Consider the following 25,029-nt stretch of genomic DNA (forward strand, 5'->3'; position numbering starts at 1 on the left):
AAATAAGTATATTTGCAAAAGACCAATGGTCGAAAAATATGAACGAAGAAACAACAACAGTAGAGCTTACAGTTACAGGAATGCATTGTACAAACTGTGCAATTGCTATTCATCAATATTTAGAAAAAAAAGAGGCAAAAGATATATTTGTCGACTTTGCATCTGATGAAGTTAAATTCTCAGGAATAACGGCAAAAGAACTTCCCGAAATAACAAAAGGGATTGAAAATTTAGGTTTTCAGGTCCTGACTGATGAAAGTCCAAAGGAATCATTTTATAAAAAAATAGAAACCAAATTTTGGTTCAGTCTATTTTTTACGCTTCCTCTCTTTGCACATATGTTTATACAACACCCTTTGTTGCATGACCCATACATCCAGCTAGGACTCTGTGCTCCCGTATTTCTGCTCGGTTTTTTTCATTTTGGTAAAAGTGCGTTTTACTCCCTTAAAAATGGCATGCCAAATATGGACGTGCTCATATTTATAGGTGCAACAGCTGCATTCACGTACAGCCTCGTCGGCACCCTCAATCACCTAGGCCCAGATTATATGTTCTATGAAACTTGCGCAACAATCATCACGCTCGTTCTATTGGGAAATCTATTTGAAAAAAAATCCGTAAAAAAAACAACATCTGCAATCGGAGACCTTATTAAGATTCAAAATGTAACCACAACAAAAATCACAGCAGATCTAGAAGAGATCATCCATACAAGAGATGTTAAACAAGGCGATGTTTTACTGATCAAATCAGGAGATCTTATTCCAGTTGATGGAGATATTATTGAAGGAGATGGCTTTGTCAATGAATCCATGATTACAGGAGAAAGCCTACCCGTTTTCAAAGATAGATATGCAACCGTCATCGGCGGAACAACACTAACAGAAGGCAATATAAAAATCACGGCCACCAAAGTTGGACGTAAAACCGTCCTTTCCCAAATTATCGCACTGATCAAGGAAGCACAATCAAAAAAACCACCTATTCAAAAACTCGGTGATAAAGTCGCATCATACTTCGTACCCTTTGTGGTCGTCATCGCCATTTTCACATTTTTTATCACTTACTTTATAGCCGAAATATCACTACAGCAATCATTAATGAATGCCATTGCAGTACTTGTCGTCTCCTGCCCATGCGCGATGGGTCTAGCGACCCCAACTGCTGTCATGGTAGGTTTAGGAAGAGCCGCTAAAATGGGAATTTTAATTAAAGGAGGTGATACAATTGAAGAGATGTCGGATCTTAAATATATGGTATTCGATAAAACTGGCACTTTAACTACCGGAGATTTCAATATCAAAGCCATCCAAACGTTTGGAATAGAACAAAAACAAGTAGAATCTATCATTGCACAATTAGAAGGCTATTCAAATCATCCTATAGCAAAGTCCATCAGACAGCACATGAAAGAAGTAAAAGCCTACCGCATTGTCTTTCAAGATGTCAAAGAGATTAAAAGCGAAGGACTTTACGCTACAGATACAAATAGTAATGTGTATAAATTAATCAATGCACGTTTAGGAAAAGTAGATTATTCAAACCGTTACGACTTAATTCTATCCATTAATGATGTCGTAGTTGCAGGCTTAGTAATTGAAGATCAGATAAAACCTTATGCAAAAGAACTCATTCAAGCCATTAAAGGCAAAAATATAACCCCAGTAATATTAAGTGGTGACCGAAAAAGTAAATGTGACCTAGTGGCTCAAAAACTTGGAATAGCAGAAGTTTATTCCGATCGTAATCCTGAAGAGAAATTGAATATTATCAACAAACTTAAAAAAGCAGGTATTACAGCAATGGTCGGCGACGGTATAAATGATGCTCCTGCCCTGACAACAGCCCACGTCGGTATCTCTCTAGGTGACGCAAGTCACATTGCGATACAATCTGCTAAAATAATTCTTTTGAATTCCGATCTAAAATCGATTGAAAATCTATTACTTATCGGAAGGCACACACTGCAAACGATCAAAGAAAATCTTTTCTGGGCATTTGCCTATAATATCATCGCAATACCGCTCGCAGCAATGGGATTTTTAGGACCCATGCTCGCCGCCTTCTCAATGGCTTTCTCCGATGTTATTGTCATCGGCAATTCACTTCGTCTTCGTTTTAAAAAACTGCGGTAACAAGCAATTGACCGCATTTAAATCTTTTTTAAATCAATAAAAAAACAGACTATTTTTTTCACTATCTTGAACCTCAAAACATTCGCTTTTGAGGTTATTTTTTTGTAACTTCGCATGCGTAGCAATCCGTGTAAACGGGATTGTTTAATAGTTTTATCGAAACCAAATTAATATGGCTGAAGAAACAGAAAATGATAATAATTTAGTACCTGCAAACGATCGAATTCTTTCGGTAAGTATCGAGGATCAAATGAAAACTGCCTACATTGATTATTCAATGACAGTTATTGTTTCTCGTGCATTACCAGATGCTAGAGATGGTATGAAGCCTGTACACCGTCGTGTTCTTTACGGTATGTTGGATTTAGGTGTTACAAGCAGTAAGCCTTACAAAAAATCTGCCCGTATTGTTGGTGACGTATTAGGAAAGTACCATCCACATGGTGATACTTCCGTATACGATGCAATGGTACGTCTAGCACAAGACTGGAACATGCGCTACCCTTTAGTGGATGGTCAAGGTAACTACGGTTCTGTCGATGGAGACCCTCCTGCGGCAATGCGTTATACGGAAGCAAGATTGAAAAAAATTGCGGAAGAAATTTTATCGGACATCAATAAAGATACAGTAGACTATCAATTGAACTTTGATGACTCTTTGGAAGAACCAACAGTATTACCAACACGTATTCCCAATCTATTGGTAAATGGTGCTTCAGGTATTGCAGTCGGTATGGCAACCAATATGGCGCCACACAACTTAACAGAAGTTATCAACGGTACAGTTGCATATATTGACAACCGTGATATCGATGTACCCGAATTGATGCAATATATCAAAGGCCCCGATTTTCCTACAGGAGGTTTGATATATGGTTACTCGGGTGTTCAGGATGCAGAGAACACTGGCCGTGGTCGTGTCGTGATGCGTGCTAAAACAGAAATTGAAGTATCAAAATCAGGTAAAGAGTCTATCATAGTTACAGAAATTCCTTATCAGATCAATAAAGCGAATATGATTGAACGTACCGCTGAATTGGTTAATGAAAAAAAATTAGAAGGAATTTCAGCAATTCGCGATGAGTCAGATCGTACGGGTTTACGTATTGTATACGATATTAAACGCGATGCTAACGCAAATGTCGTTCTAAACAACCTATTCAAGTACACAGCATTACAGACCTCATTTTCAGTAAACAATATTGCTCTTGTAAAAGGTAGACCAGTATTGATGAACCTGAAAGATATGATTCAGGTATTCGTGGATCACCGTCATGATGTTGTCACGCGTCGTACACGTTTTGAATTGGCTGAGGCTGAAAAAAGAGCACATATTTTAGAAGGATATTTAATCGCGCTTGATCATTTAGATGAAGTGATCAAGTTGATCCGTGCCTCTTCAACTCCTGAAGATGCCCGCGTAGGATTAATGGAAAGATTCGGTCTATCAGATCTTCAAGCACGTGCAATTTTGGATATGACGCTTCGTCGTCTAACCGGACTGGAGCACGATAAGATTAAAGAAGAATATGCTGAGCTAATGAAAACGATCGATTACTTAAAATCTGTATTAGCAGATGAAGGTCTTCGCATGCAGATCATTAAAGAAGAACTGATCGAAATCAGAGAGAAATATGGTGACGAGAGAAGATCTATTATCGTCCATTCAGCAGAAGACATGCGTATGGAAGATTTCATCGATGATGAAGAAATCGTGATCACAATCTCTCATAATAGCTATGTAAAACGTACTCCTCTAACTGAGTATAAACGTCAAGGACGCGGTGGACGTGGATCTATTGGTTCGACCACACGCGAAGAAGACTTTACAGAACATATTATTACTGCTTCGGCACATAATTATATGTTGCTATTTACAGAATCAGGTCGTTGTTTCTGGTTACGTGCATTTGAAGTTCCTGAAGGAAGTAGAACTTCTAAAGGTCGAGCGTTGCAGAACATCATCAACATTCCGAAAGACGAAAAAATTAAAGCATACATTTTAGTGAAGAACTTAAAAGACCAAGAATACCTGGAAAATAACTTCATCATTATGTGTACTAAAAAAGGTACAATTAAGAAAACGTCATTAGAAGCTTATTCACGTCCTCGTGCAAATGGTATCAATGCCATCAACATTAATGAGGGAGATCAGCTATTAGAAGCATGCTTAACAAGCGGAACAAGTGAAATTGTAATGGCATTACGTTCTGGACGTGCTATTCGTTTCAACGAATCTACTGTTAGGCCAATGGGTAGAACAGCAACTGGTGTTCGTGGTATTACTTTAGGTAGTGAAAGCGATGAGGTTATTGGTATGATTAGTGTAGATGATCCAGAGACTACGGTACTTGTTGTATCTGAAAAAGGATACGGTAAACGAACAGATATCGAAGATTACCGAGTTACAAACCGTGGTGGTAAAGGTGTAAAAACAATTAGCGTCACTGAGAAAACAGGTAAATTAGTTGCTGTAAAAGGTGTTAACGATACTGAAGATTTAATGATCATCAATAAGTCAGGTATTGTCATTCGTATTTCAGTAGAAGGATTAAGAGTAATGGGACGTGCAACGCAAGGTGTCCGTTTAATTAATCTGAAAGGTGAAGATGAAATTGCATCAATTACTAAAGTAGATAGAGAGGAAGAAGTGGAAGAAACGGAAGAAGAAATTCTTTCAGGTGAAGAAGTAGAAGATGCGACAGAAAGCACTGAAACCGATCAAGACGATAAATCTGAATCTAACGAAGAATAAAAAAAGAATGAGAGCATTATTGACATCATTAATACTGTCAGCTACAAGTTTAACTGTTGTTGCCCAATCCAATATCAAGGAGGGCAACAACAGTTTTGCGCTTTATACACAAACTGGAGATATTAAAAATCTGGAGAACGCACGCAAATTTAGTGATGCAGCTTTCAAAACCCGTAAAGATTCTTCTTCAGTTCGTAATAATGTTTTGAGAGGACTTGTTTACAGTTCTTTAGCAGTTGTAGATTCCACCCGGAAACAAAAGTATACCATAGACCCTATTGATGAAAGTTTAAATACCTTAAAACTCATTGATAAGAAAAAAGCATATCGAAATTTTCCCGTAGAAGTAGATTATATCAAGCAAAATTTAGCAACTGCATTAATCTATAAATCAAATGTCGAGTTAAAAAATAACAAGTTTGAAGAAGCGTACAAAGGATTTCTGAAAGTTGACTCCCTTGGTTTCAAAAACGCCGATTTAAAATTTAATTTAGCAACTTTAGCTGTAAGCAGTAAAAGATATCCTGATGCGATTAAATATTATAAAGAGTTAATCAAACAGGATTCAAAAAAACCGCAATATTATTTAGAGCTCGCAGCTGTATATGAGAAAATCGGAACAAAACAAGATGAACTTAATACACTAACTGCAGGCCGATTAGAGTTTCCTCAAAACAAAGATATCCTCTTTAAACTGATCGATATCTATGCTAAAAATGAATCTTATGACGCTATCTTAACGATAATTGATGAAGCGATCAAACTAGAGCCTGAAAATGTTGAATTAAATTACTTGGCGGGTTATGCATACGAAGACGCGAAAGATATTCGAAATGCAAAACAATATTATAATAAAGTTTTGCGTTTAGATGCTAATAACTACCCATCAAATTTAGCTTTAGGCCTTATTTATTTAAAGGATTTTCTTAAATCTAAATCTGACGAAGACAAACAATATGCGCAAGCTTATCTTTTGAAAGCAAATGAAATTAAACCATATGATGTTAATGCACTTAAAGCACTGTCCACATATTACAATGCGATAGAAGATTTTGTGCAGTTAGATCGTGTGAATATATTATTAAATCAATTAACAGTTAATTAGAGATGAACATTAAATCATTATTATTATTGGCAGCTGTGGCATCAGCAGGTACATCTGTTTATGCACAAAAAAATAATGTTAATAAGGCAAAAACAAGTATAGCAAAATTCGAAGAGCTGAAGGGTGCAGGTACGCCACAATTGGCACTGCCAAATTTAAAAACTGCACAAGAAGCTATTGATTTGGCTGTTGTTCATGAGAAAACAAAAGATAATGCAGAAGCATGGACGATCTATTCATTGGTTTATGCAAACTTAGCTAATTTAGATAAGTCTGCTGATGAAGCAAAAAAAGCTGAAGATGCAATTGTTAAAGCTAAAGAATTGGATAAAGATGGCGCAAATAAAGATAATATTCGTGTCTCTGAACAAGTATTAGGTCAATTCAACTTCAATCTTGGTGCTGAAGAATACCAAGGTCAAAAATACAAAGAAGCATATGACTCTTTTGAAAAAGCATTAACATATTTGCCAGGTGATACAACATTAATCTATTATGGTGGTATTTCAGCTCTTCAAAGTAATGATTATGCCAAAGCAATTGCGAAATATAAAGAGCTTATTCCTTCAAAAGAATTTTCTTCACATAAACAAATTGTTGTAGACTTACCAAAATTATATTTATCAGCTAAAGATACCGCATCTGCATTGGATTATGCAGCAAAAGCAGTAGAAATGTATCCGGATGATAATGCAGCTGCAGTTCAAAACATTGAATTCAATTTAATCGCTGGTCGCGAAAAAGAAATTTTAGCGGGCATCACTGCGCAATTGGCAAAAGATCCAAATAACAAAAGCTTAAATTACTATTTAGGAATCGCTCATTCAGCAAATAAAAATGATGCTGCTGCAATTGAAGCATATAAAAAGGCTTTAGCTGTAGATCCTGATTATTTTGAAGCAAATACAAATATTGCGATCACAATGATGAATGGTGTACGTGAAAAATTAAATGTTTTAAACAACGATAGATCATTGAGCCAAGCAAAATACAACGAAGGAGTAGCTAAAATTAAGGAAGAGATTAAACCTGCTTTAGTTTATCTAACAAAAGCGGTACAATTACAACCTAAAAATATAGATGCTTTGACAAACTTGAAAAACTACTATGTTTTCATGCAAGATGAAGCTAAAACAACTGAAATCACAGCTCAGATTAATGCTTTAAACTAAGTTTACTTAGTATTTATAAAGAAGGGGATTGCATGTATTGCAATCCCCTTCTTGTTTTTTATAGAAATTCTACAAAGAAAACATTTTTTGAATCGTCTCAAACCTTCTAAAAAGTTTGGATCGGGCTATAATTAGTTTTTAAAAGCTTTAACTTAAATTAACATCATTAAAAAAAATATTTGTTATCTTTATAAAAATTATAATTTAAGCTCTGTATGTAAACCTAATTTTTACTATTATTTTTTAACAGAGTTAAACGATCTCAATGAAAACAACAATAAAATTTAATAATGTTAATACATTATTTTCTAAATCTTTAAAGGAAAGAATTAACGATTATTTCAAAACTAATAAAATCCAGAAAACAGGAGAAAAAAGAGTACTAACAAAAGCAATCATCCTGTTTGTAACCGCTATATCTTTCTACATCACATTAATTGTAATTCAACCCCATTGGTTAATCAGCGTTCTTGTATTAATTTTACTTGGGATAAATTTTGCTGCAATCGGATTCAATGTGATGCACGATGCCGGACATGATACATTCTCTAATAGTAAGAGACTAAACAGCGCCCTATCCTACAGTCTTAATCTAATGGGTGGAAATATTTATTTCTGGAAATTGAAGCACAATATTGCACATCATACTTATACCAACATTGAAGGTGAAGATCATGATATTGATATCAAATTTATGCGTGTGCATAAAGACCAAGAATTAAAAAAGCATCACTCCTACCAGAAATATTATTTTATGGTTCTATATAGCATCTCCTACTTAGCTTGGATTTTCTATCAAGATTATGAGAAATATTTTCTTGAAGCCATGGGAAGCAAAAAGAAATCATTCGATTTCCCTTTACGTGAAAAAGTGATCTTTTGGGTAAGTAAAATTATTCACATCAGTATTTTCATCGTTATCCCAGTTTTAGTGGTAGGATGGTTACCAACATTAGTTGGATTACTAATTTCAGGTATCGCTTGTGGGATCTGTTTGGCAACCGTATTCCAACTTGCGCACGTCGTAACTGAAACAGAATTTGTTGCCATAGAAGAGACTGCAGACCCAACAAAAATGGAAAATGAGTGGATGATTCACCAATTGAGCTCTACAGCTAATTTTGCTACAAAAAACAAATTTCTAACTTGGATTCTAGGTGGTTTAAATTATCAGGTTGAACATCATTTATTCCCTAAGATAAGTCACATCCACTATCCCGCGATTAATAAATTGGTCAGAGAAACCTGTCTGGAGTTCAATGTTAAATATCTTGAATACAAAACATTCAATTCAGCATTTAAATCACATGTGAGCGTGATTCAGTCCATGTCAAGATAGATAACGTTAAAAAATATAGAAAGGCTAAGCAGATGATGTTTAGCCTTTTTTTTGCTTCCTATAATAACATCAAGGAAATTACATTAATACATCCTTATTTTATACCACCGAAATCCCATTATGGCAATAGCATTACGCCACTACCCCACAAACTTCACAATACCAATACAACAATTCCATCGCATTATCCCTATAATCTTACACATGCTTAAAGGTTTATCAATCATTACTAATTACACCAAAGAAATAAAGAATAGATTTCCAAAATTTCAGCTTGTAGGATAAGCATATTGATCAGGAGCCTTAAATAATGACAAAGTAAAGGGCAAGCGAGCATTGGTGGTAATGAAGCCGAAAAATAAAAAGCCGTTGCAATAAATTGCAACGGCTTTGAAGAAGTATAATTATGTTTTTCTTTTGTAACTGCTTAGAATGTGAATTTCACAGAAGCATTCCATGTACGTCCCCACCCCATTAATACGGAGTTTGAAGTATCAATACCCTTCCAATATTGCGAACCAGCTGTCGGATCAACATTCGAATTTGCTTCAGAGATATATAACGTATCAAAGATGTTATTGACATTCACACGGAAACTCATTGAGTTTTTAGGACTAACATCCAAACGATAAGATACACCTGCATCAAACAATTCGTAATTTGGCAATTTCAATGTAGGAGTGTTTGCTGGTAATGAACCATACAGATCCTCATAACGTCTGTAATCAGCATCGATTGAAAACCCTTTTACAATTCTGTATTTAGCCCCTAAACCAAAACTCGTTTGAGATGCTTCTCCAACTTTAACACCCGTTAAATCTCTTTTCTCTATTGTTAATTCTTCACGTTTTTCATTACGGACAATTGTTGTTGCGCTACCATCATATTTCCAATCACCAATAGAAGCGAAACCTTTTAATTCAAAACCACGGAATGGACGAGCTACGAAATCCAATTCAATTCCTTTGTGGTCTTGTTTTACGCCGTAATTAGAAAAGTATAGGTAATCGCCTTCTACCAAAATAGAAGGGTCATTCGTCGGATTGTATTTAGCAACATCTTTTGCAGTAGCATTTTTAGAACTTCCAGTCACACGGTGGGCCCAAGTTGTTTTGTATGCATTGACATTTACGTCAAAATACTCAGATGCAAATTTATAACCAGCTTCTAAACCTATAATTTCTTCATTTCTAGCTTCTGCATTTACATCATTTCTGTAATTCATGAAGATATTGTTCTGAAAAGGTTGGCGTGAATACAACCCTGCATTACCAAAGATTGTATGGTTACCTAATGTATAACTTGCACCGCCTTTTACATTGTAGCCCAAGTTATTTACATCTTTAGATTTACCTTCACCTATTTTATATAAGTAATAATCCTGTCTACTGTTTTGTTGACCTGAAAGGGAACCTTGGAAGAATGCTGAGAAACCATCTTTTGCATATTCCAACTGCCCAAATAAACCAGCATATCTAATCATTTGTTCATAATCCCATCCTAAGCGATCTTCTGCATTTTTTGGTTTATCTCCAAAAGACTTCCAAGGATTAGTGCTATAAGTATTAGAAGTAGTCATTGTACCATAGTTAACATTACCTTTATGGGAAATGGTTTCTTGACCTAACTTATCTGTAACTTGAATATAATGTTCGCCTTTATAGTCACGTAAATCAAAACCAACATTAAAGTTCAGGTTATCACTCAATTTACGGTTATAATTAGAGACCACACCATACCATTGGTGGTTATTTACTTGAGACGCTAAAAAAGGTGTTGGGTTTACATCTCTTTCAGTACGGCTAGATTGACCACCACCACTAGCGACAGAAGCATACAATACAGTCGATAATGAAGATTTATCATCAATTGTCCAATCCCAGTTTAAGTTAGCAACAGGTTTGTGGTAGTAGTTTTTACGAACATTTCTTTCCACACCATTGACGATACCAACATTTGGATTAAACTTTCTTCCCTCTTTCAAGAAAGTACTTAATGATGCATTAAAAGCTTGGTTATGCCATTGTGGAGCACCTGTAACCATTAAGTTTAAGTTGTGCTTCTCGTTTACTTTATATCCAACAGATAAGAAATAGTTTTGGCCAGCACCTTCAGTACCTTTCATGTAACCATTTCCTTGCCACCCAGTAACCATTGCAGATACTGCAAATCCACTTTTCATCAAACCGGTGTTGTAAGCAATCGTAGATTTTACAAACATATCGTTACCGATAGTTGTTTTAACAAAACCACCTTGTTGCATATCTGTAGATTTAGTCACAAAGTTAATCGTACCCCCTACTGAAGAGATCGCTAATTTTGAGGAACCTAAACCACGTTGAATTTGTACTAAAGAAGCAATATCTGACAAACCACTCCAGTTAGACCAAAAAACACGACCGTTATCCATACCATTGATCGGTTGGCCATTTAATAAGAACGCTGTGTTAGATTGATCAAAGCCACGTGTTGTCATGGAAGATTCCCCAAAACCTTTTGATTGACCTGATACGTATACACCAGGTGTATTGACCATGGAAGCAGTGATATCCATTGCACCCACTTTTTCTTCGATGATTTGTTTCGAGATTGTAGAAACAGCGATCGGAGTTTTACGATCTTCCGCGATATCAATTAAACCACGACCTACAACAACAACTTCTCCTAAATTTGTTTCAGATGATTCTGCAAAAACAGGATCTAATTGTAGTGCTTCACCGGCTTTCAAGAAGACATTATCGTAAACAACTGGTTTTTGACCGATGTAGGTAACTTCAATTTTGTAAGGTCCGCCCTCTTGAAGATTTGCGATGTTAAAACGTCCATTCGAATCTGCCGATCCGCTGAAGGTGGCTCCGCTTGACTGATGCGTAATTTTAATAGTTGCACCTGTCGTTGTTTGTCCAGTAGATTGTTTTACAATCCCTGTAACACTGCTTGTTGTTGTTTGTGCATGGATAGTTCCATAACTCCCGACAGCAAGAGCAAAAAAAAGTAGAGACTTTTTCATGTAAGATGTGTTTGATATAGTTTTGATGCTGCAAAAGTAAAACTCCCATATCTATTTAACTAATTTTAACATGAAATGAATATGTTAAAACATCTTTTTTGACACTTAAAATTTTGATAAAATAACATTAAACAAACAAATGTATTTTAAAGTCATAAAAACACAAGGATATATTTTGAATATTTAATTACAAAAACGAGTCTAAATTACCACATTGGCAATTCTAGTCAGAATAAAACTTTGTCCTTTTTGAATAAATGCAAGGCAGGCCTTCTTAAACTATATTTTACAGCAGTAGCATGGGAATGCCAAACATGAAGATCAAGGTTATTTTAAATAAAAGTAATGACACGTAACCTTAATTAAAATCGATCTAAAGTAAATATATACAAACTTTATTAAAATAGCAATAGAGAAAAATAAAAAAAGGCTTAAAATTAAATTTAAGCCTTTTTTTATTTTTGATACAATATCCTATTTTTTAGGAATTTCTTTTAAAATTTGTTTCACAAATTCCCAATATTTCTGAACTGAAGAAATGGATACCCGCTCTGCCGGAGAGTGCGCACCCAAAATAGTTGGTCCAAAGGAAATCATATCCATTTCAGGATAATTCGTTCCCAAAATTCCACATTCCAGTCCAGCATGGCACGCAACCACCTTCGGCTCCTCTTCATGCTGTTCAATATAAATACGTTTCAAAACCTCTAAAATTTCAGAATCAGCATTTGGTGTCCATCCAGGGTAAGATCCTGAAAATACAACATCAAATCCAGCTATTGAAAAACCAGCTTCCAAAGATTGTGCTAAGTCTATTTTAGAACTTTCAACAGATGATCGTGTTAAGCATTTAATACTCATTTTTCCATCACCAACACTCACTTTAGCAATATTATTAGAAGTTTCCACAAGATCTTCAAAGTATGCGCTCACACGGTAAACACCATTATGTGCCGCATAGATTGCATTGATCAACAACTCCTGATCTTGAGCAGAAAGAACAGCAGCAGGAACAGTGGTCAATTTTTCAATTGATATTGTCAATCCACCATCTACTGTTTTAAACTCAGTTTTAATAGCTTCAATAAGAGGAGCTAAATCTGACGCAAAATTATCCTCATGTTCAGAAGAAACAATTACCGTTGCAGTAGACTCACGCGGGATTGCATTCCGAAGACTTCCACCATTTAGAGTTGAAAGCTGTAAACCAAACTCATCATAAGATTTATACAAAAGGCGGTTCATGATTTTATTCGCATTCCCCAAACCTTTATGAATCTCAATTCCTGAATGACCGCCATTAAGGCCCTTGACAACAATTTCAAAAGCAACAGCTCCAGAGGGACTAGCCTCCTCTTGATAAGACTTAGTAGCTGTCACATCAATTCCACCTGCACACCCGATATCAAGTTCATCATCCTCCTCCGTATCCAGGTTTAATAAAATATCTCCAGTCAATACACCACCTTGCAACCCCATTGCTCCAGTCATACCCGTTTCTTCATCAATCGTAAACAAGGCTTCGATTGCAGGATGCTCCAGTTCTTTGGAAGCTAAAATGGTCATAATTGTAGCAACACCAATTCCATTATCTGCACCTAAAGTCGTGCCTTTTGCCTTTACCCAATCACCATCCACAAACATATCGATACCCTGCGTATCAAAATCAAAAATAGTATCGTTATTTTTTTGATGAACCATATCCAAGTGGGATTGCAGTACGACCGTTTTACGGTCTTCCATACCAGCAGTTGCCGCTTTTTTTATCAGGACATTCCCAACATGATCTTCAGTAACCTCAAGACCCAAGCTTTTACCAAAATCTATCATAAATGCGATAACACGTTCTTCTTTCTTCGAAGCACGCGGAACTGCATTCAATGCAGAAAAATTCGCCCATAGCTCTTGAGGAGCTAAGGCATCTAAATTATTATTTGCCATAATTTTTTCTATTTCAACAACAAAGTTAGTTTTTTTGAAGTAATTTCGGCCCATGGACAATAAGAATCTAACGAATCAATATTATCGTGAATCTGGAAAAGAGCTTTTCGAGAAAAGACTCCATGCAAAAATGCAGTTAAAGAAATTTAATGATGCCGAACCAAAATCTTTTAAAGAACGACAGATCATCATTAAAAATCTACTTAACACGAAATCCAACCGTTTTTTTATTGAACCCCCTTTTTATTGCGACTATGGTTTCAACATTTCTATAGACGACAATTTTTTCGCCAATTATAACTGCACTCTGCTAGATGCTGCTCCGATTACAATTGGTAAAAATGTCTTATTCGGCCCGAATGTTTCATTATTTACGTCCACTCATGCGATCCATCCTGAAGACCGCGCAAAAGGATGGCAATGTTCTAAGCCGATCAACATAGCAGACAATGTCTGGTTAGGAGGCAATGTTATTGTTAATCCTGGCATAGAGATCGGTGAAAACAGTATTATTGGTTCCGGCTCCGTAGTCACCAAAAACATACCAGCCAATGTCATCGCCGCAGGAAACCCATGTCAGATCATTCGGCCAATTACGGAAGCAGACAGACTGGAATTGACAGAAGCAGGCTCAGATTAATCAAACTTAAGTCAAGATTGATTGCGTAACAGTAATATTTTTCCGATTAAGTTTAAAACTATTTAAGTTTATTACTTGTTTAAGAAATTAAGCCTGAAGTATAGATATGATTACAACAAAGAAACGAGCTTCTATTTCCTTTTTTATTTTGCCACTCCTATTATTGGTTATTACTATTGCACGACCTCTTTATGCACAAGAATATATACAGGAATATCGAGATACCGTAAATAAATTTAAACCTTTAAATGAAAAACACAACACCGATACGGTCATAAGCGACAATCAGGTCACTCCTTATTCAAATAACTCTGTAAAGCAAAGTTATGTAAATAAGAGCTATCAGATTCCAAACTATCAGGATACCATCAATCACAACCCACGGAAACACTTTGCAAGAGCGGCGACCGAATGGTTCATGTTTCAGGCATTACCAGCTTCTTTCAACTACTTCATCAGAAAAGACCCCTACTCGCACATCACGTTAAACAACTGGTTCAAACATCTTAAACCAAGTGCATGGGCATGGGACGACAATGCATTTGCTACAAATCAAATTGCCCACCCTTATCATGGTCAACTGTATTTTAATGCATTCAGATCCAACAACTATAGCTTTCTTCAATCCTCCCTTGCCACTTTAGCAGGAAGCTTTATCTGGGAAACTGCAGGAGAGACACAGGCCCCTTCAATCAATGATTTAGTAAACACAACCTATGGTGGCATTATATTAGGGGAAATAACACACCGTATTTCACAAAATGTACTGTCCAGACCGACCAGTTCCTTAGCCGAGCGGCAAGGAAAAGAAGTATTAGCTTTTTTCATTAATCCAGTCAACGGGCTAAATCGTCTATTGGACGGCCGTTGGGGAAGAGTCGTAAAAGGGGCTGTTATTGATTCTTCTAAAGTCAAAGCCGAGGTCGATTTTGGTTTCCGCCGTTTTGACACAAAAGACCTGGATATTATCACAAAAGGAAAAACAGATTATTTTGTTCGGTTAAGCTTGATCTATACCAATGACAACATCGAAAACAAAAAACCGTTTGATGATTTCTATGTCAATCTGGAGGTTGGCGGAGACGACAGCTCATTTGTCAACACCGTAAACGTATATGCGTCACTCTACGGAAAACGCATTATCAAAAATCTTCCGGGTAGACATCTCGGAGTCCTCTCTGCAAATTATGACTTCTATCATAATGAAGCCTTCTTCTACGGAGCACAAAGTATGAATTACAACGTCATATCAAACTTTAGTTTAGGAGGCAAGAATCGCTTAACAACAACTATAGGCGGTGGTCCTGTCATACTGGCCGCAGTTCCTGATCCCTACCTCCTCTTTGGAGAAAGCCGTAATTACAATTACGGACCAGGTGTCGATGTCCGCGGTTCAGGAGAAATCAGTGTGCTGAACAGATTTAAATTCGGAGCACAATACCATGGTGGTTATTTTGTTACCTTAAGTGGCAATGAATCCCATTATTTTTTACATACAGCATCGATTAGTGGAAGTCTACGTCTATTGAAAAACTTCTCTTTAAACATGAATTCTGGTTATTTTAGATTAGAAGGTAATTTCAAAGACTATCCTGACATCAACAAAAGCTACCCATTTGCACGTTTCTCATTGGGATATAATGTTTTATTTTAACAATTAAACATATGAAGATCTTATACCTCATTTCTATCCCCTTTGTCCTAAATAGCTGTACAGCATCATCCAATCAAAATAAATCTCAAGATAAGCCCGAACAGTTGCATGTAGTTGATGGTTATAATCAGAAATGGATAGATCCCCATGGTAAAACCATTAAAGACAGATTCACCCCCCCGGTTGGCTACGAAAGAGAAAACTATAAAAAAAATGAATTTGGTTATTTCTTACAGCAACTCCCTCTCAAACCTATTGAGTCACTCGTGACTTATTATAATGGAAGAACTAAAGATAGAAGAGACATCTACGCAAGTGTAATCGATCTGCCCATAGGAAAAAGAGACCTACATCAATGTGCAGATGCTGTCATGCGGTTGCGAGCTGACTATTTATACCAAAATAAGAAATACAAAGACATTCATTTCAATTTTCTGTCTGATGGTAAACCTCGTTATTATGAACAATTTGCCGCTGGAGATTACACCTATCCAAAATACTGGAAATACCTAGAGAATATTTTTGCTTATGCCAATACAAGCTCCCTCCACGATGAACTGACAACTGTCAAATCCATGGATGATGTCCAAATAGGTGATACCTTCGTCCAAAAAGGAAATCCGATTGGACATGCTATTATTATTGTCGATATAGCCGTAAACCCTAAAGATGGTCAGAAACTGGTTTTAATGGCTCAAAGTTATATGCCTGCACAGGAATTGCAGATTATCAATAATCCCGTTAACAAATCTTTAAGCCCTTGGTACGTCTTGTCTGGCGATGTAATCAGAACACCTGAATGGAAATTCTACCCCCAAAACTTAAAAACTTGGAATTAGCACATCGTTACGTTCGCGGTAAATAGCGCTTTAGATGCGATACGACTTGACTCAACCTATTCACTTTAGATACCAGTTTGATGTCTGGTCTGATTAAATAAACCGATTTCCATGCGAACATATTCAAGTTCTTTCTTGAAAAAGGGCTCTCCCTTAATATGCATTCCTAGTTTTTCATAGAAAGGAACAGCTGCTATCCGCGCATCACAAAAAAGCGAAACACCATTCCATAACCGACAAAAGTCAACAACAGATTTGAATAGTGCAGTACCAATACCATTTCCCTGAAAATGAGGAAGAACCGCAAATTTTCGAAACTGATAGTGCCCCTCTTCTATTTTAAACACAGAGATTACCCCTATCAGCTCCCCTGCTATGGTAGCCGCGAAGTGCGTCCCGTCAAAATCCGCATCAATCATCACATCCTTTAACGAGCCTTCCGGATACAGTACCTGTTTACGTAATTTCCAGGTCCTCGTTGCAATAACCTGTTCAATATATAAGCTATCTATTTCCATACTATCCTTACTGAAGAATTTAATTCCAAAACTTCGTACATGCACATCCCCTTAAAAATTCAGATACAAGGTAGGAAATTTAAAAATCCCTTAAAAATATTGATCGCATCGTAGGCTACAAAATTCGAGTAACCTCCTTTATTTCTGATATCATAAATGAAATAATTTGCTATAAATTATCGCAAATGATATAAATAACTAATAATATTAGTATATTTACTAAAATTAACAGCGTTATGTCAGATCGTATAGTTCAAAAACTTAATATTTTAGCCGATGCCGCCAAATACGACGTAAGTTGCAGTTCGAGCGGAAGTAATCGAGCTAATAAAAATAAAGGAATCGGAAATGCCAATCAAGGCGGCATCTGTCATTCTTATACCGAAGATGGACGTTGTGTTTCCTTGTTGAAGATCTTGTTAACCAATCATTGCATTTATGATTGTGCTTACTGCGTATCACGAAAGAGCAATGATATCGAACGGGCGGCATTCACCGTACAGGAAGTCGTCGATCTGACGATCAACTTTTATCGGAGGAACTACATAGAAGGACTATTTTTAAGCTCAGGTATATTTAAAAATGCCGATTATACGATGGAAAGATTAGTGTCCATCGCTAAAAAATTACGTTTGGAACATAAATTCAATGGCTATATCCACCTAAAAACCATTCCTGGAGCAAGCGATGAGCTCGTCCATGAGGCTGGATTGTATGCCGACCGTTTGAGTATCAATCTCGAGATACCTACAAAAGAAGGACTCAAACTTTTAGCGCCCGATAAAAGCCGGGAAGATATGATCATTCCTATGCGCTATCTAAAAAATGAAATTATCAGAACAAATGAGGAAAGAAAGATCATCAAATCTACACCGACATTCGCTCCAGCAGGACAAAGTACACAAATGATTATTGGCGCTTCCGGCGAATCAGATAAACATATCATCCAAACAGCACAGCATTTTTATAAAAATTATCATTTAAAACGTGTCTACTATTCCGGTTACGTACCCATCTCCTACGACAAGCGCTTGCCCGAAATTGGCACTGCAGTTCCTATGGTACGCGAAAACAGACTGTATCAGTCCGATTGGCTCATGCGGTTCTACGGCTTCAGGGCAGACGAAATTGTCAATGACAATCATCCCTTGCTAGATCTCGATATCGATCCAAAACTCAGCTGGGCATTACGCAATCAACATGCCTTCCCTGTCGATATCAATAAAGCAGATTATCATTTTATTTTGCGGGTACCAGGTATTGGTGTACAGTCTGCTAAAAAGATCATTCTGGCCCGACGCTTCGGTCCATTGCGCATCGAAAACCTGCAAAAGCTAGGAGTAGCCACCAATCGGGCAAAGTATTTTATTACTTGCCTCGGTTTTCAGCAACTCTATGCGGACAAGCCTGGATCCCATATCAAACAATATATTCTGGCACAATCCAGTAGTAAATACATTAAAAACGACAGTCAACAATTAACCCTTTTCTAAGATGTTAAAAACACTGAACTACGATGGTACCTGGTCAGGACTAATGACATGTGTCTTTTGCTCCTTTGAGTACAAATGGCAGATCGGCGCTATACAGCAACATGCTTCATCCAGCCAAACGGGCCTCTTTACTGCTCCAGAATTGATCAGCACAGATAATGAAAAAGCCAGACGCGTACTCCTCGGTCTTGAAAAGAAAATAGGTCTTCAGGGGATCCAAGAACTTTATTATGTCCATCTTTCAGAAATCAAAGATCGAGAACTTCTCATACTGCGCAGTATCATTTACTATTTTAGATCAGAAACCAAAGCCAATCAAAACTATGGCCATGACGATATCTTACAGATAAAAAAAATTGTTCGCTCTGTTTCCAGAGAAAGACATCGGGTAAAAGCATTTGTCAGATTTCAAAAAATGAAAGATGGTTTATATTTTGCTAATCTAGAACCTGATTTCAATGTTCTACCACTAATTCTGAAGTTTTTCAAAGAACGCTATGCAGACCAAAAATGGCTTATCTATGATCTGAAGCGAAAATATGGCATCTACTATGATTTAATGGAAGTAACAGAAGTTAAATTCAGCGATACTTTAGCTAAAAATCAAATCGAAATTCACTTAGACGAAGAAGAATCACGCTACAGTGATCTCTGGAAAAACTACTTTGAATCAGTCAATATCAAGGAACGAAAAAACACAAAACTACATGTTCAGAGTCTACCAAAACGTTATTGGAAATATTTAAATGAAAAAAATTTGTTATAAAAATCTTATTTTTAAAAAACCAAAGGCAGAAATTAGCTGTTTATTAAATTAAAAAGAGATGACTATAAAAAACATTGAAAACGAAAAGAAAGGTCAAATAATCGCAGAGATCGATGGTAAAGAAGCAGGTCTGATGGAATATACCTGGGCTGGAGAAGATAAATTCATTATTGATCATACGGAAGTACACCCGGAATTTAACGGCAATGGTGTCGGCAAAAAGATGGTACTCGAAGCAGTTGATTATGCCCGCAAAAAAAATGCGAAGATCATGCCCCTTTGCCCTTTTGCAAAATCTGTATTTGATAAAACTGAAGCATTTCAAGATGTATTGTTTTAAAACCTACTTTCAGGTTTCAAAACAGTGCTGGTTATAAAGTTAGGAATACTGCACTGAAAACAATAAAATGCGAAAAGTGCCTATACCCTGATAACCGAATCCGGCAAGTGTAAAAGCAAGAGCTAGAATAAAAATTCAGCGATCATAAACGAGAAAGAAACAAGAGTATAAAACATAAAAAATGCGCTTTTGATTTATTCAAAAGCGCATTTTTTATATGATTCTAAAGTTTTTAGATTAAACTACAATATTGATAATCTTCCCTTTAACAAAAATAAGCTTTTTCAATGCTTTACCGTCCATATAGCGCTGTACATCCTCATTGGACAGGACAACTTCTTCAACAGCTTTTGCGTCTAGATCCAATGCCAACAATAAGTTCATTTTCATCTTACCGTTTATCGATACCGGATATGCAAATTCCGATTCCACTAAATAATCAGCAATAAATGTCGGATAAGTCGCATACGAGATCGATCCAGCTTCTTTACCCAATAACGACCACAGCTCTTCCGAAATATGCGGTGCATAAGGCTGAAGTACAACAACAAGCTGTTCTAAAATAGCACGTTTATTACATTTAAGATCAGTAAGCTCATTCACACAGATCATAAAAGCTGAAACCGACGTATTGAATGAAAAACGTTCAATATCATCCTCCGCCTTTTTTATAATCTTATGCAAAGCTTTATATTCCGCTTTTGTAGGTTCCACATCCGACACATTAAAGTTACCTTCAGCATCATGGAACAAACGCCATACTTTCTTTAAGAATTTGTAAACACCTTCAATACCATTCGTATTCCAAGGTTTTGCCTGTTCCAACGGACCCAAAAACATTTCATACAAACGTAGTGTATCTGCACCATAAGCTTCGATAATATCGTCAGGGTTGACAACATTGAACTTTGATTTAGACATTTTCTCCACTTCCGTTCCACAAACATACTTACCGTCTTCCAAAATAAATTCAGCAGCGGCATAATCTGGTCTCGACGCTTTAAATTTCTCCAGATTCAGCACATCGTTAACCACAATATTAACATCTACGTGCAATGGAATCGTGTTGTACTGATCTTTCAAACCATAAGAAACATACGTATCTGTTGCTTTTCCTTCATCGCCTAATAAGCGGTATACAAAATTAGAACGTCCCTGGATCATCCCTTGATTGATCAGTTTCTTGAAAGGCTCTTCCTCATTGTGGAAACCTAAATCTTTCAAAAATTTATTCCAGAAGCGTGAGTATAGCAAGTGACCTGTAGCATGCTCAGAACCACCGATATATAAATCAACAGCTTTCCAGTAATCTACCGCTTCTTTCGAAGCAAAAGCTTCTGCGTTCTGAGGATCCATATAACGGAACCAGTACCAAGAAGATCCGGCCCATCCTGGCATTGTACTCAATTCATACTCGTACTGATCTTCGTATTTCCAGTTTTCCGCACGTCCCAAAGGTGGTTCGCCCGTTTCAGTAGGTAAGTATTTGTCCACCTCTGGCAATAACAAAGGAAGCTCTTCTTCCTTTATTAAGTAAGGCAATCCATTTTTGAAATAAACCGGAACCGGTTCACCCCAATAACGCTGGCGACCAAAGATCGCATCACGCATCCGGTAGTTAATTTTAGCTTTTCCTAATTGTATTGCTTCCAACTTTGCAATTACAGCAGTCACACCCTCCTGGTAGTTCAAGCCGTTCATAAAATCAGAGTTGATATATTTACCCTCTTTATTCGGATCAGCCTCCTCTTCGATCTGTTGTGAATCTGAAATCTGAATGATAGGAAGATCAAAATGCTTTGCGAACAGATAATCACGTTGATCGCCCGAAGGAACAGCCATTACAGCACCTGTACCATAACTAGCCAATACATAATCAGCAATCCAGATCGCAACATCCTCTCCCGTAATTGGGTGTTTGGCATATGAACCTGTAAACGCACCCGACACCGTTTTTGTATCAGACATTCGGTCCAGTTCCGATTTTTTACTTGTTTTATCAATATATGCAGTAACTGCAGCCTGCTGATCAGCAGTCGTTAATTTTGAAACCAATTCATGCTCCGGAGCCAATACCACAAATGAAACACCAAATATTGTATCGACACGGGTGGTGAACACTTCAATATTCGTCTCCAATTGTGGAACTGGAAATTTCACTAATGCACCCACCGATTTACCGATCCAATTACGTTGCATCTCGACCAAAGGCTCTGGCCAGTCCACAAGCTCCAGACCTTGCAACATACGGTCAGCATAGGCAGTGATTCGCATCGACCATTGCATCATTTTCTTCTGCTCCACCGGATGACCGCCACGCTCAGAAAAACCATTGATCACTTCGTCATTTGCCAGCACTGTCCCTAATGCCGCGCACCAGTTCACTGTACTTTCACGTAAGTACGCAATACGGTATTTCAACAACTCACGCTGTTGTTTTTCTTCGTCAAAGGCAAGCCATTCCGCTCCTGTAAATGTTAATACATCATCATCAGAAACAGCATTAATTCTCTCTGAACCAGTTTTTTCAAAACGACTAATTAAAGTATCGATTAACTCTGCTTTATCCGAATCATTGTTATACCAAGAATTGAACAGTTGCATGAAAATCCATTGCGACCACTTATAGTAAGAAGGCTCGGAAGTACGTACCTCTCTGCTCCAATCAAAAGAAAAACCAATGTTATCCAATTGTTCACGGTAACGGTTTATATTTGCCTCAGTCGTAATTGCAGGATGTTGTCCCGTCTGAATGGCATACTGCTCTGCAGGTAAACCGAACGAATCATATCCCATAGGATGCAAAACATTAAAACCTTTTAAACGTTTATATCTTGAAAAAATATCCGAAGCGATATAACCAAGTGGATGACCGACGTGCAGTCCAGCTCCAGAAGGATAAGGAAACATGTCTAAAACATAATATTTCGGTTTTTCATGTGTATCCGCAGATTTGAATGTTTCATGATCGGCCCAAAATTTTTGCCACTTTTTTTCTAACGATTTGTGATTGTACTCCATTTTTGTATTGAGGAATTTTGTAAGACTTGCGAAATTACGATTTTAATAGCGAATTGTAAGAAAAGTTTTGTAGTTTAAACAATAAATGATAGTATTGAAAAGTTAATTACAAAGGATATAGCGAATTTTCATACTTCCGCAAGAAAGTTATTACAAGAATAATTCGAATAAATCCTCTCAAATCATTACTTTCGCAAATAAATTTTTATTGCTTATTATGTCAGAATACGAATCAAGCACGCAAAAAAGAAAGACAAAATCAGTTTACGTCTCTACTGTTATCAGTATAGCTCTAGTCCTTTTAGTGACTGGATTGCTAGGTTTATTACTTGTTCACGCAAAGAATCTATCGAAATACGTAAAAGAAAACATCGTACTCAATGTTATCGTTAACGATGGCACCAATGAAGGAGATGTACTTTCACTGCAAAAGGATCTAGAAAAAGATAAGTATGTCCTACGTACAGAATATATTAGCAAAGAACTAGCTGCAAAATCATTGAAAGAAGATTTAGGCGAAGACTTTGTACAGTACTTAGGCCACAACCCATTGCTTCCTTCTATTGACGTATATATGAAAGAAGATTATGCCAATTCGGATAGTATCAAAACCTTTATAGACAAAATTTCACGCAATACCCGAATCAAAGAAGTGGTTTACCAAGAATCGCTTATCGATATGGTCAATAAAAATGTACGCATTATCAGTATTGTAGTATTGGCGTTTGCCGCGATCTTATTAGTGATAGCAGTAGCCCTCATCAACAATACCATCCGTCTGGCAATCTATTCACAGCGGTTCCTGATCAAAAGCATGCAATTAATAGGAGCAACCAAAAACTTCATCCGTAAACCATTTATCACCTACGGTATTATTCATGGACTATTGGGCTCCCTTATCGCCATCCTATTATTAATATTCACACTGAAGTTTGCACAGCAGCAGATTCCAGAACTGGTATTTTTAAGAAACTGGTACGAATTTGCCGCGATCTTTATCGTGGTCATCGCAATCGGAATTCTAATTTCTGGCTTAAGTACATACTTTGCCGTAACCAAATATTTAAAAGCAAAATCTAACGATTTATACAGTTAAAAATGGCTCAAATCAAAAAATCTGAAACGACAAACAAAGGTGCTTTTGTTTTCGGAAAATTGAATTATCAATTATTTATTGTTAGTATCATTATCGTTATCATCGGTTTCCTGCTTATGAGCGGTAATACAGATATCTATAGTTTTACTAAAATCACGTTAGCTCCCATCGTCATAGTACTTGGTTTTGCATTGGGTTTTGTAGCCATTCTTTACAAACCAAAATCTAAATAAAAGTAGAATTACACTATGTCCTTATTTGAAGCCATCCTTCTAGCGATTGTAGAAGGATTAACTGAGTATCTTCCAATTTCATCTACAGCCCATATGGGCTTTACTGCAGCCTTAATGGGTATGCAGGAAAGTGAATACCTCAAAATGTTCCAGGTGTCTATCCAATTTGGCGCCATCCTATCCATCGTAGTTCTCTACTGGAAGAAATTTTTCGACATCAAAAATATCCAGTTGTATTACAAACTAGCTATTGCTGTTATTCCGGCATTGGTTTTAGGAAAACTACTGGACGATAAGATCGAAGCCGTATTAGGCAATCAAATCGCTATTTCAACCGTCTTGGTATTAGGTGGTGTTGTCCTGCTATTTGTTGACAAATGGTTCAAGAATCCAACCATCTTGGATGAAAAAGAGATTCCGATTAAGAAAGCATTAATTATAGGTTTTTGGCAATGTCTAGCCATGATGCCAGGTACTTCCCGTTCAGCAGCATCTATTATCGGTGGTTTGACGCAAGGATTAGACCGTAGAGCAGCAGCAGAATTTTCATTCTTCTTAGCAGTTCCGACTATGCTTGCTGTAACAGTTTACTCCGTATTTGTAAAAACGTGGGGCGAAGGAACAGCACATGCGCAGAAAGGTTATGAGATGATATTTGCCAGTAATGAAAACATCATCGTCTTTATTGTCGGCAATGTTGTCGCATTTATAGTAGCTATGATTGCAGTTAAATCATTTATTACCGTCTTAACGAAATACGGATTTAAATTCTGGGGCTGGTACCGCATTATTATCGGTATTGCTTTATTAGTATTCTTCTGGAATAACTAATACTTTGACGCTACGCTTACTTTTACCCGCTATGGCGAAAAATAATATGAGTACCTTTGCAAAAAAATACAAAATCAGCTTGACTTTGTTTTACTAGAAGCTTCTTTTAACGAGATTCAGCAAATAAAATAAAATCAA

The 25,029-nt window shown here is 36.8% G+C and carries 18 protein-coding genes; 14 read left to right on the forward strand and 4 right to left on the reverse strand.

What is annotated here, in order from left to right; translation table 11 throughout:
* Window positions 1-38 precede the first annotated feature (38 nt).
* The 5 genes from ACFS6I_RS00655 (at window position 39) to ACFS6I_RS00675 (ending at window position 8,509) form a co-directional block, all read left to right on the forward strand.
* Complete coding sequence (locus ACFS6I_RS00655) at window positions 39-2,138, forward strand: heavy metal translocating P-type ATPase (RefSeq protein ID WP_380917388.1); 2,100 nt, start codon at window positions 39-41, stop codon at window positions 2,136-2,138.
* Window positions 2,139-2,310: 172 nt separating this feature from the next.
* The gene (gene gyrA, locus ACFS6I_RS00660; protein ID WP_183914430.1) at window positions 2,311-4,893 is read left to right on the forward strand and encodes a DNA gyrase subunit A; all 2,583 of its coding nucleotides are present in this window, start codon (window positions 2,311-2,313) and stop codon (window positions 4,891-4,893) included.
* Window positions 4,894-4,900: 7 nt separating this feature from the next.
* Window positions 4,901-5,998: a tetratricopeptide repeat protein gene (locus tag ACFS6I_RS00665; RefSeq protein ID WP_380917390.1), complete on the forward strand. Its 1,098-nt coding sequence runs from the start codon at window positions 4,901-4,903 to the stop codon at window positions 5,996-5,998.
* 2 nt (window positions 5,999-6,000) lie between these two features.
* Window positions 6,001-7,170: a tetratricopeptide repeat protein gene (locus ACFS6I_RS00670; protein ID WP_380917392.1), complete on the forward strand. Its 1,170-nt coding sequence runs from the start codon at window positions 6,001-6,003 to the stop codon at window positions 7,168-7,170.
* A gap of 265 nt (window positions 7,171-7,435) precedes the next feature.
* Entirely contained in the window at window positions 7,436-8,509 is a 1,074-nt protein-coding gene (locus ACFS6I_RS00675; RefSeq protein ID WP_132841595.1) for a fatty acid desaturase family protein, read from the forward strand.
* A gap of 427 nt (window positions 8,510-8,936) precedes the next feature.
* Here ACFS6I_RS00675 and ACFS6I_RS00680 read toward each other — a convergent pair whose 3' ends face one another.
* Both ACFS6I_RS00680 and ACFS6I_RS00685 read right to left on the reverse strand, forming a co-directional pair.
* On the reverse strand, window positions 8,937-11,519 hold the full coding sequence (locus tag ACFS6I_RS00680; RefSeq protein WP_380917394.1) for a TonB-dependent receptor: 2,583 nt from the start codon (window positions 11,517-11,519) through the stop codon (window positions 8,937-8,939).
* Window positions 11,520-11,993: 474 nt separating this feature from the next.
* Entirely contained in the window at window positions 11,994-13,460 is a 1,467-nt protein-coding gene (locus tag ACFS6I_RS00685; RefSeq protein WP_380917396.1) for an aminoacyl-histidine dipeptidase, read from the reverse strand.
* 52 nt (window positions 13,461-13,512) lie between these two features.
* Here ACFS6I_RS00685 and ACFS6I_RS00690 point away from each other — a divergent pair, with 52 nt between their 5' ends.
* From ACFS6I_RS00690 to ACFS6I_RS00700, 3 genes are all read left to right on the forward strand, one after another.
* Window positions 13,513-14,100, forward strand: coding sequence for a sugar O-acetyltransferase (locus tag ACFS6I_RS00690; protein ID WP_380917398.1), 588 nt, complete (start codon window positions 13,513-13,515; stop codon window positions 14,098-14,100).
* A gap of 106 nt (window positions 14,101-14,206) precedes the next feature.
* Complete coding sequence (locus ACFS6I_RS00695) at window positions 14,207-15,754, forward strand: DUF3943 domain-containing protein (protein WP_380917400.1); 1,548 nt, start codon at window positions 14,207-14,209, stop codon at window positions 15,752-15,754.
* A gap of 11 nt (window positions 15,755-15,765) precedes the next feature.
* The gene (locus ACFS6I_RS00700) at window positions 15,766-16,593 is read left to right on the forward strand and encodes a DUF4846 domain-containing protein (protein WP_380917402.1); all 828 of its coding nucleotides are present in this window, start codon (window positions 15,766-15,768) and stop codon (window positions 16,591-16,593) included.
* A gap of 65 nt (window positions 16,594-16,658) precedes the next feature.
* Here ACFS6I_RS00700 and ACFS6I_RS00705 read toward each other — a convergent pair whose 3' ends face one another.
* Window positions 16,659-17,111, reverse strand: coding sequence for a GNAT family N-acetyltransferase (locus ACFS6I_RS00705; RefSeq protein ID WP_380917404.1), 453 nt, complete (start codon window positions 17,109-17,111; stop codon window positions 16,659-16,661).
* Between the two features lie 236 nt (window positions 17,112-17,347).
* Between ACFS6I_RS00705 and ACFS6I_RS00710 the strand changes: the two genes are divergently transcribed.
* The 3 genes from ACFS6I_RS00710 to ACFS6I_RS00720 are packed head-to-tail and all read left to right on the forward strand — an operon-like array spanning window position 17,348 to window position 19,710.
* Window positions 17,348-18,604, forward strand: coding sequence for a putative DNA modification/repair radical SAM protein (locus ACFS6I_RS00710; RefSeq protein ID WP_346582560.1), 1,257 nt, complete (start codon window positions 17,348-17,350; stop codon window positions 18,602-18,604).
* Between the two features lies 1 nt (window position 18,605).
* The gene (locus ACFS6I_RS00715; RefSeq protein WP_380917406.1) at window positions 18,606-19,370 is read left to right on the forward strand and encodes a TIGR03915 family putative DNA repair protein; all 765 of its coding nucleotides are present in this window, start codon (window positions 18,606-18,608) and stop codon (window positions 19,368-19,370) included.
* Between the two features lie 58 nt (window positions 19,371-19,428).
* Window positions 19,429-19,710: a GNAT family N-acetyltransferase gene (locus tag ACFS6I_RS00720; RefSeq protein ID WP_132771345.1), complete on the forward strand. Its 282-nt coding sequence runs from the start codon at window positions 19,429-19,431 to the stop codon at window positions 19,708-19,710.
* Window positions 19,711-19,947: 237 nt separating this feature from the next.
* Here ACFS6I_RS00720 and leuS read toward each other — a convergent pair whose 3' ends face one another.
* Window positions 19,948-22,731: a leucine--tRNA ligase gene (gene leuS, locus ACFS6I_RS00725; RefSeq protein ID WP_380917408.1), complete on the reverse strand. Its 2,784-nt coding sequence runs from the start codon at window positions 22,729-22,731 to the stop codon at window positions 19,948-19,950.
* A 217-nt stretch (window positions 22,732-22,948) separates the two neighbouring features.
* On the opposite strand from leuS, the gene ACFS6I_RS00730 reads away from it, so the two are divergent.
* The 3 genes from ACFS6I_RS00730 to ACFS6I_RS00740 are packed head-to-tail and all read left to right on the forward strand — an operon-like array spanning window position 22,949 to window position 24,891.
* Window positions 22,949-23,827 carry a cell division protein FtsX gene (locus ACFS6I_RS00730; protein ID WP_021191641.1) on the forward strand — a complete coding sequence of 293 codons (879 nt, stop codon included), beginning with the start codon at window positions 22,949-22,951 and terminating at the stop codon, window positions 23,825-23,827.
* Between the two features lie 2 nt (window positions 23,828-23,829).
* The gene (locus ACFS6I_RS00735; protein ID WP_021191640.1) at window positions 23,830-24,060 is read left to right on the forward strand and encodes a DUF3098 domain-containing protein; all 231 of its coding nucleotides are present in this window, start codon (window positions 23,830-23,832) and stop codon (window positions 24,058-24,060) included.
* A gap of 15 nt (window positions 24,061-24,075) precedes the next feature.
* Window positions 24,076-24,891, forward strand: a complete 816-nt coding sequence (locus ACFS6I_RS00740; protein ID WP_045754414.1) for an undecaprenyl-diphosphate phosphatase — start codon at window positions 24,076-24,078, stop codon at window positions 24,889-24,891.
* Window positions 24,892-25,029 lie beyond the last annotated feature (138 nt).

This window comes from Sphingobacterium anhuiense (genome assembly GCF_042686355.1).
Lineage (GTDB): Bacteria > Bacteroidota > Bacteroidia > Sphingobacteriales > Sphingobacteriaceae > Sphingobacterium > Sphingobacterium anhuiense.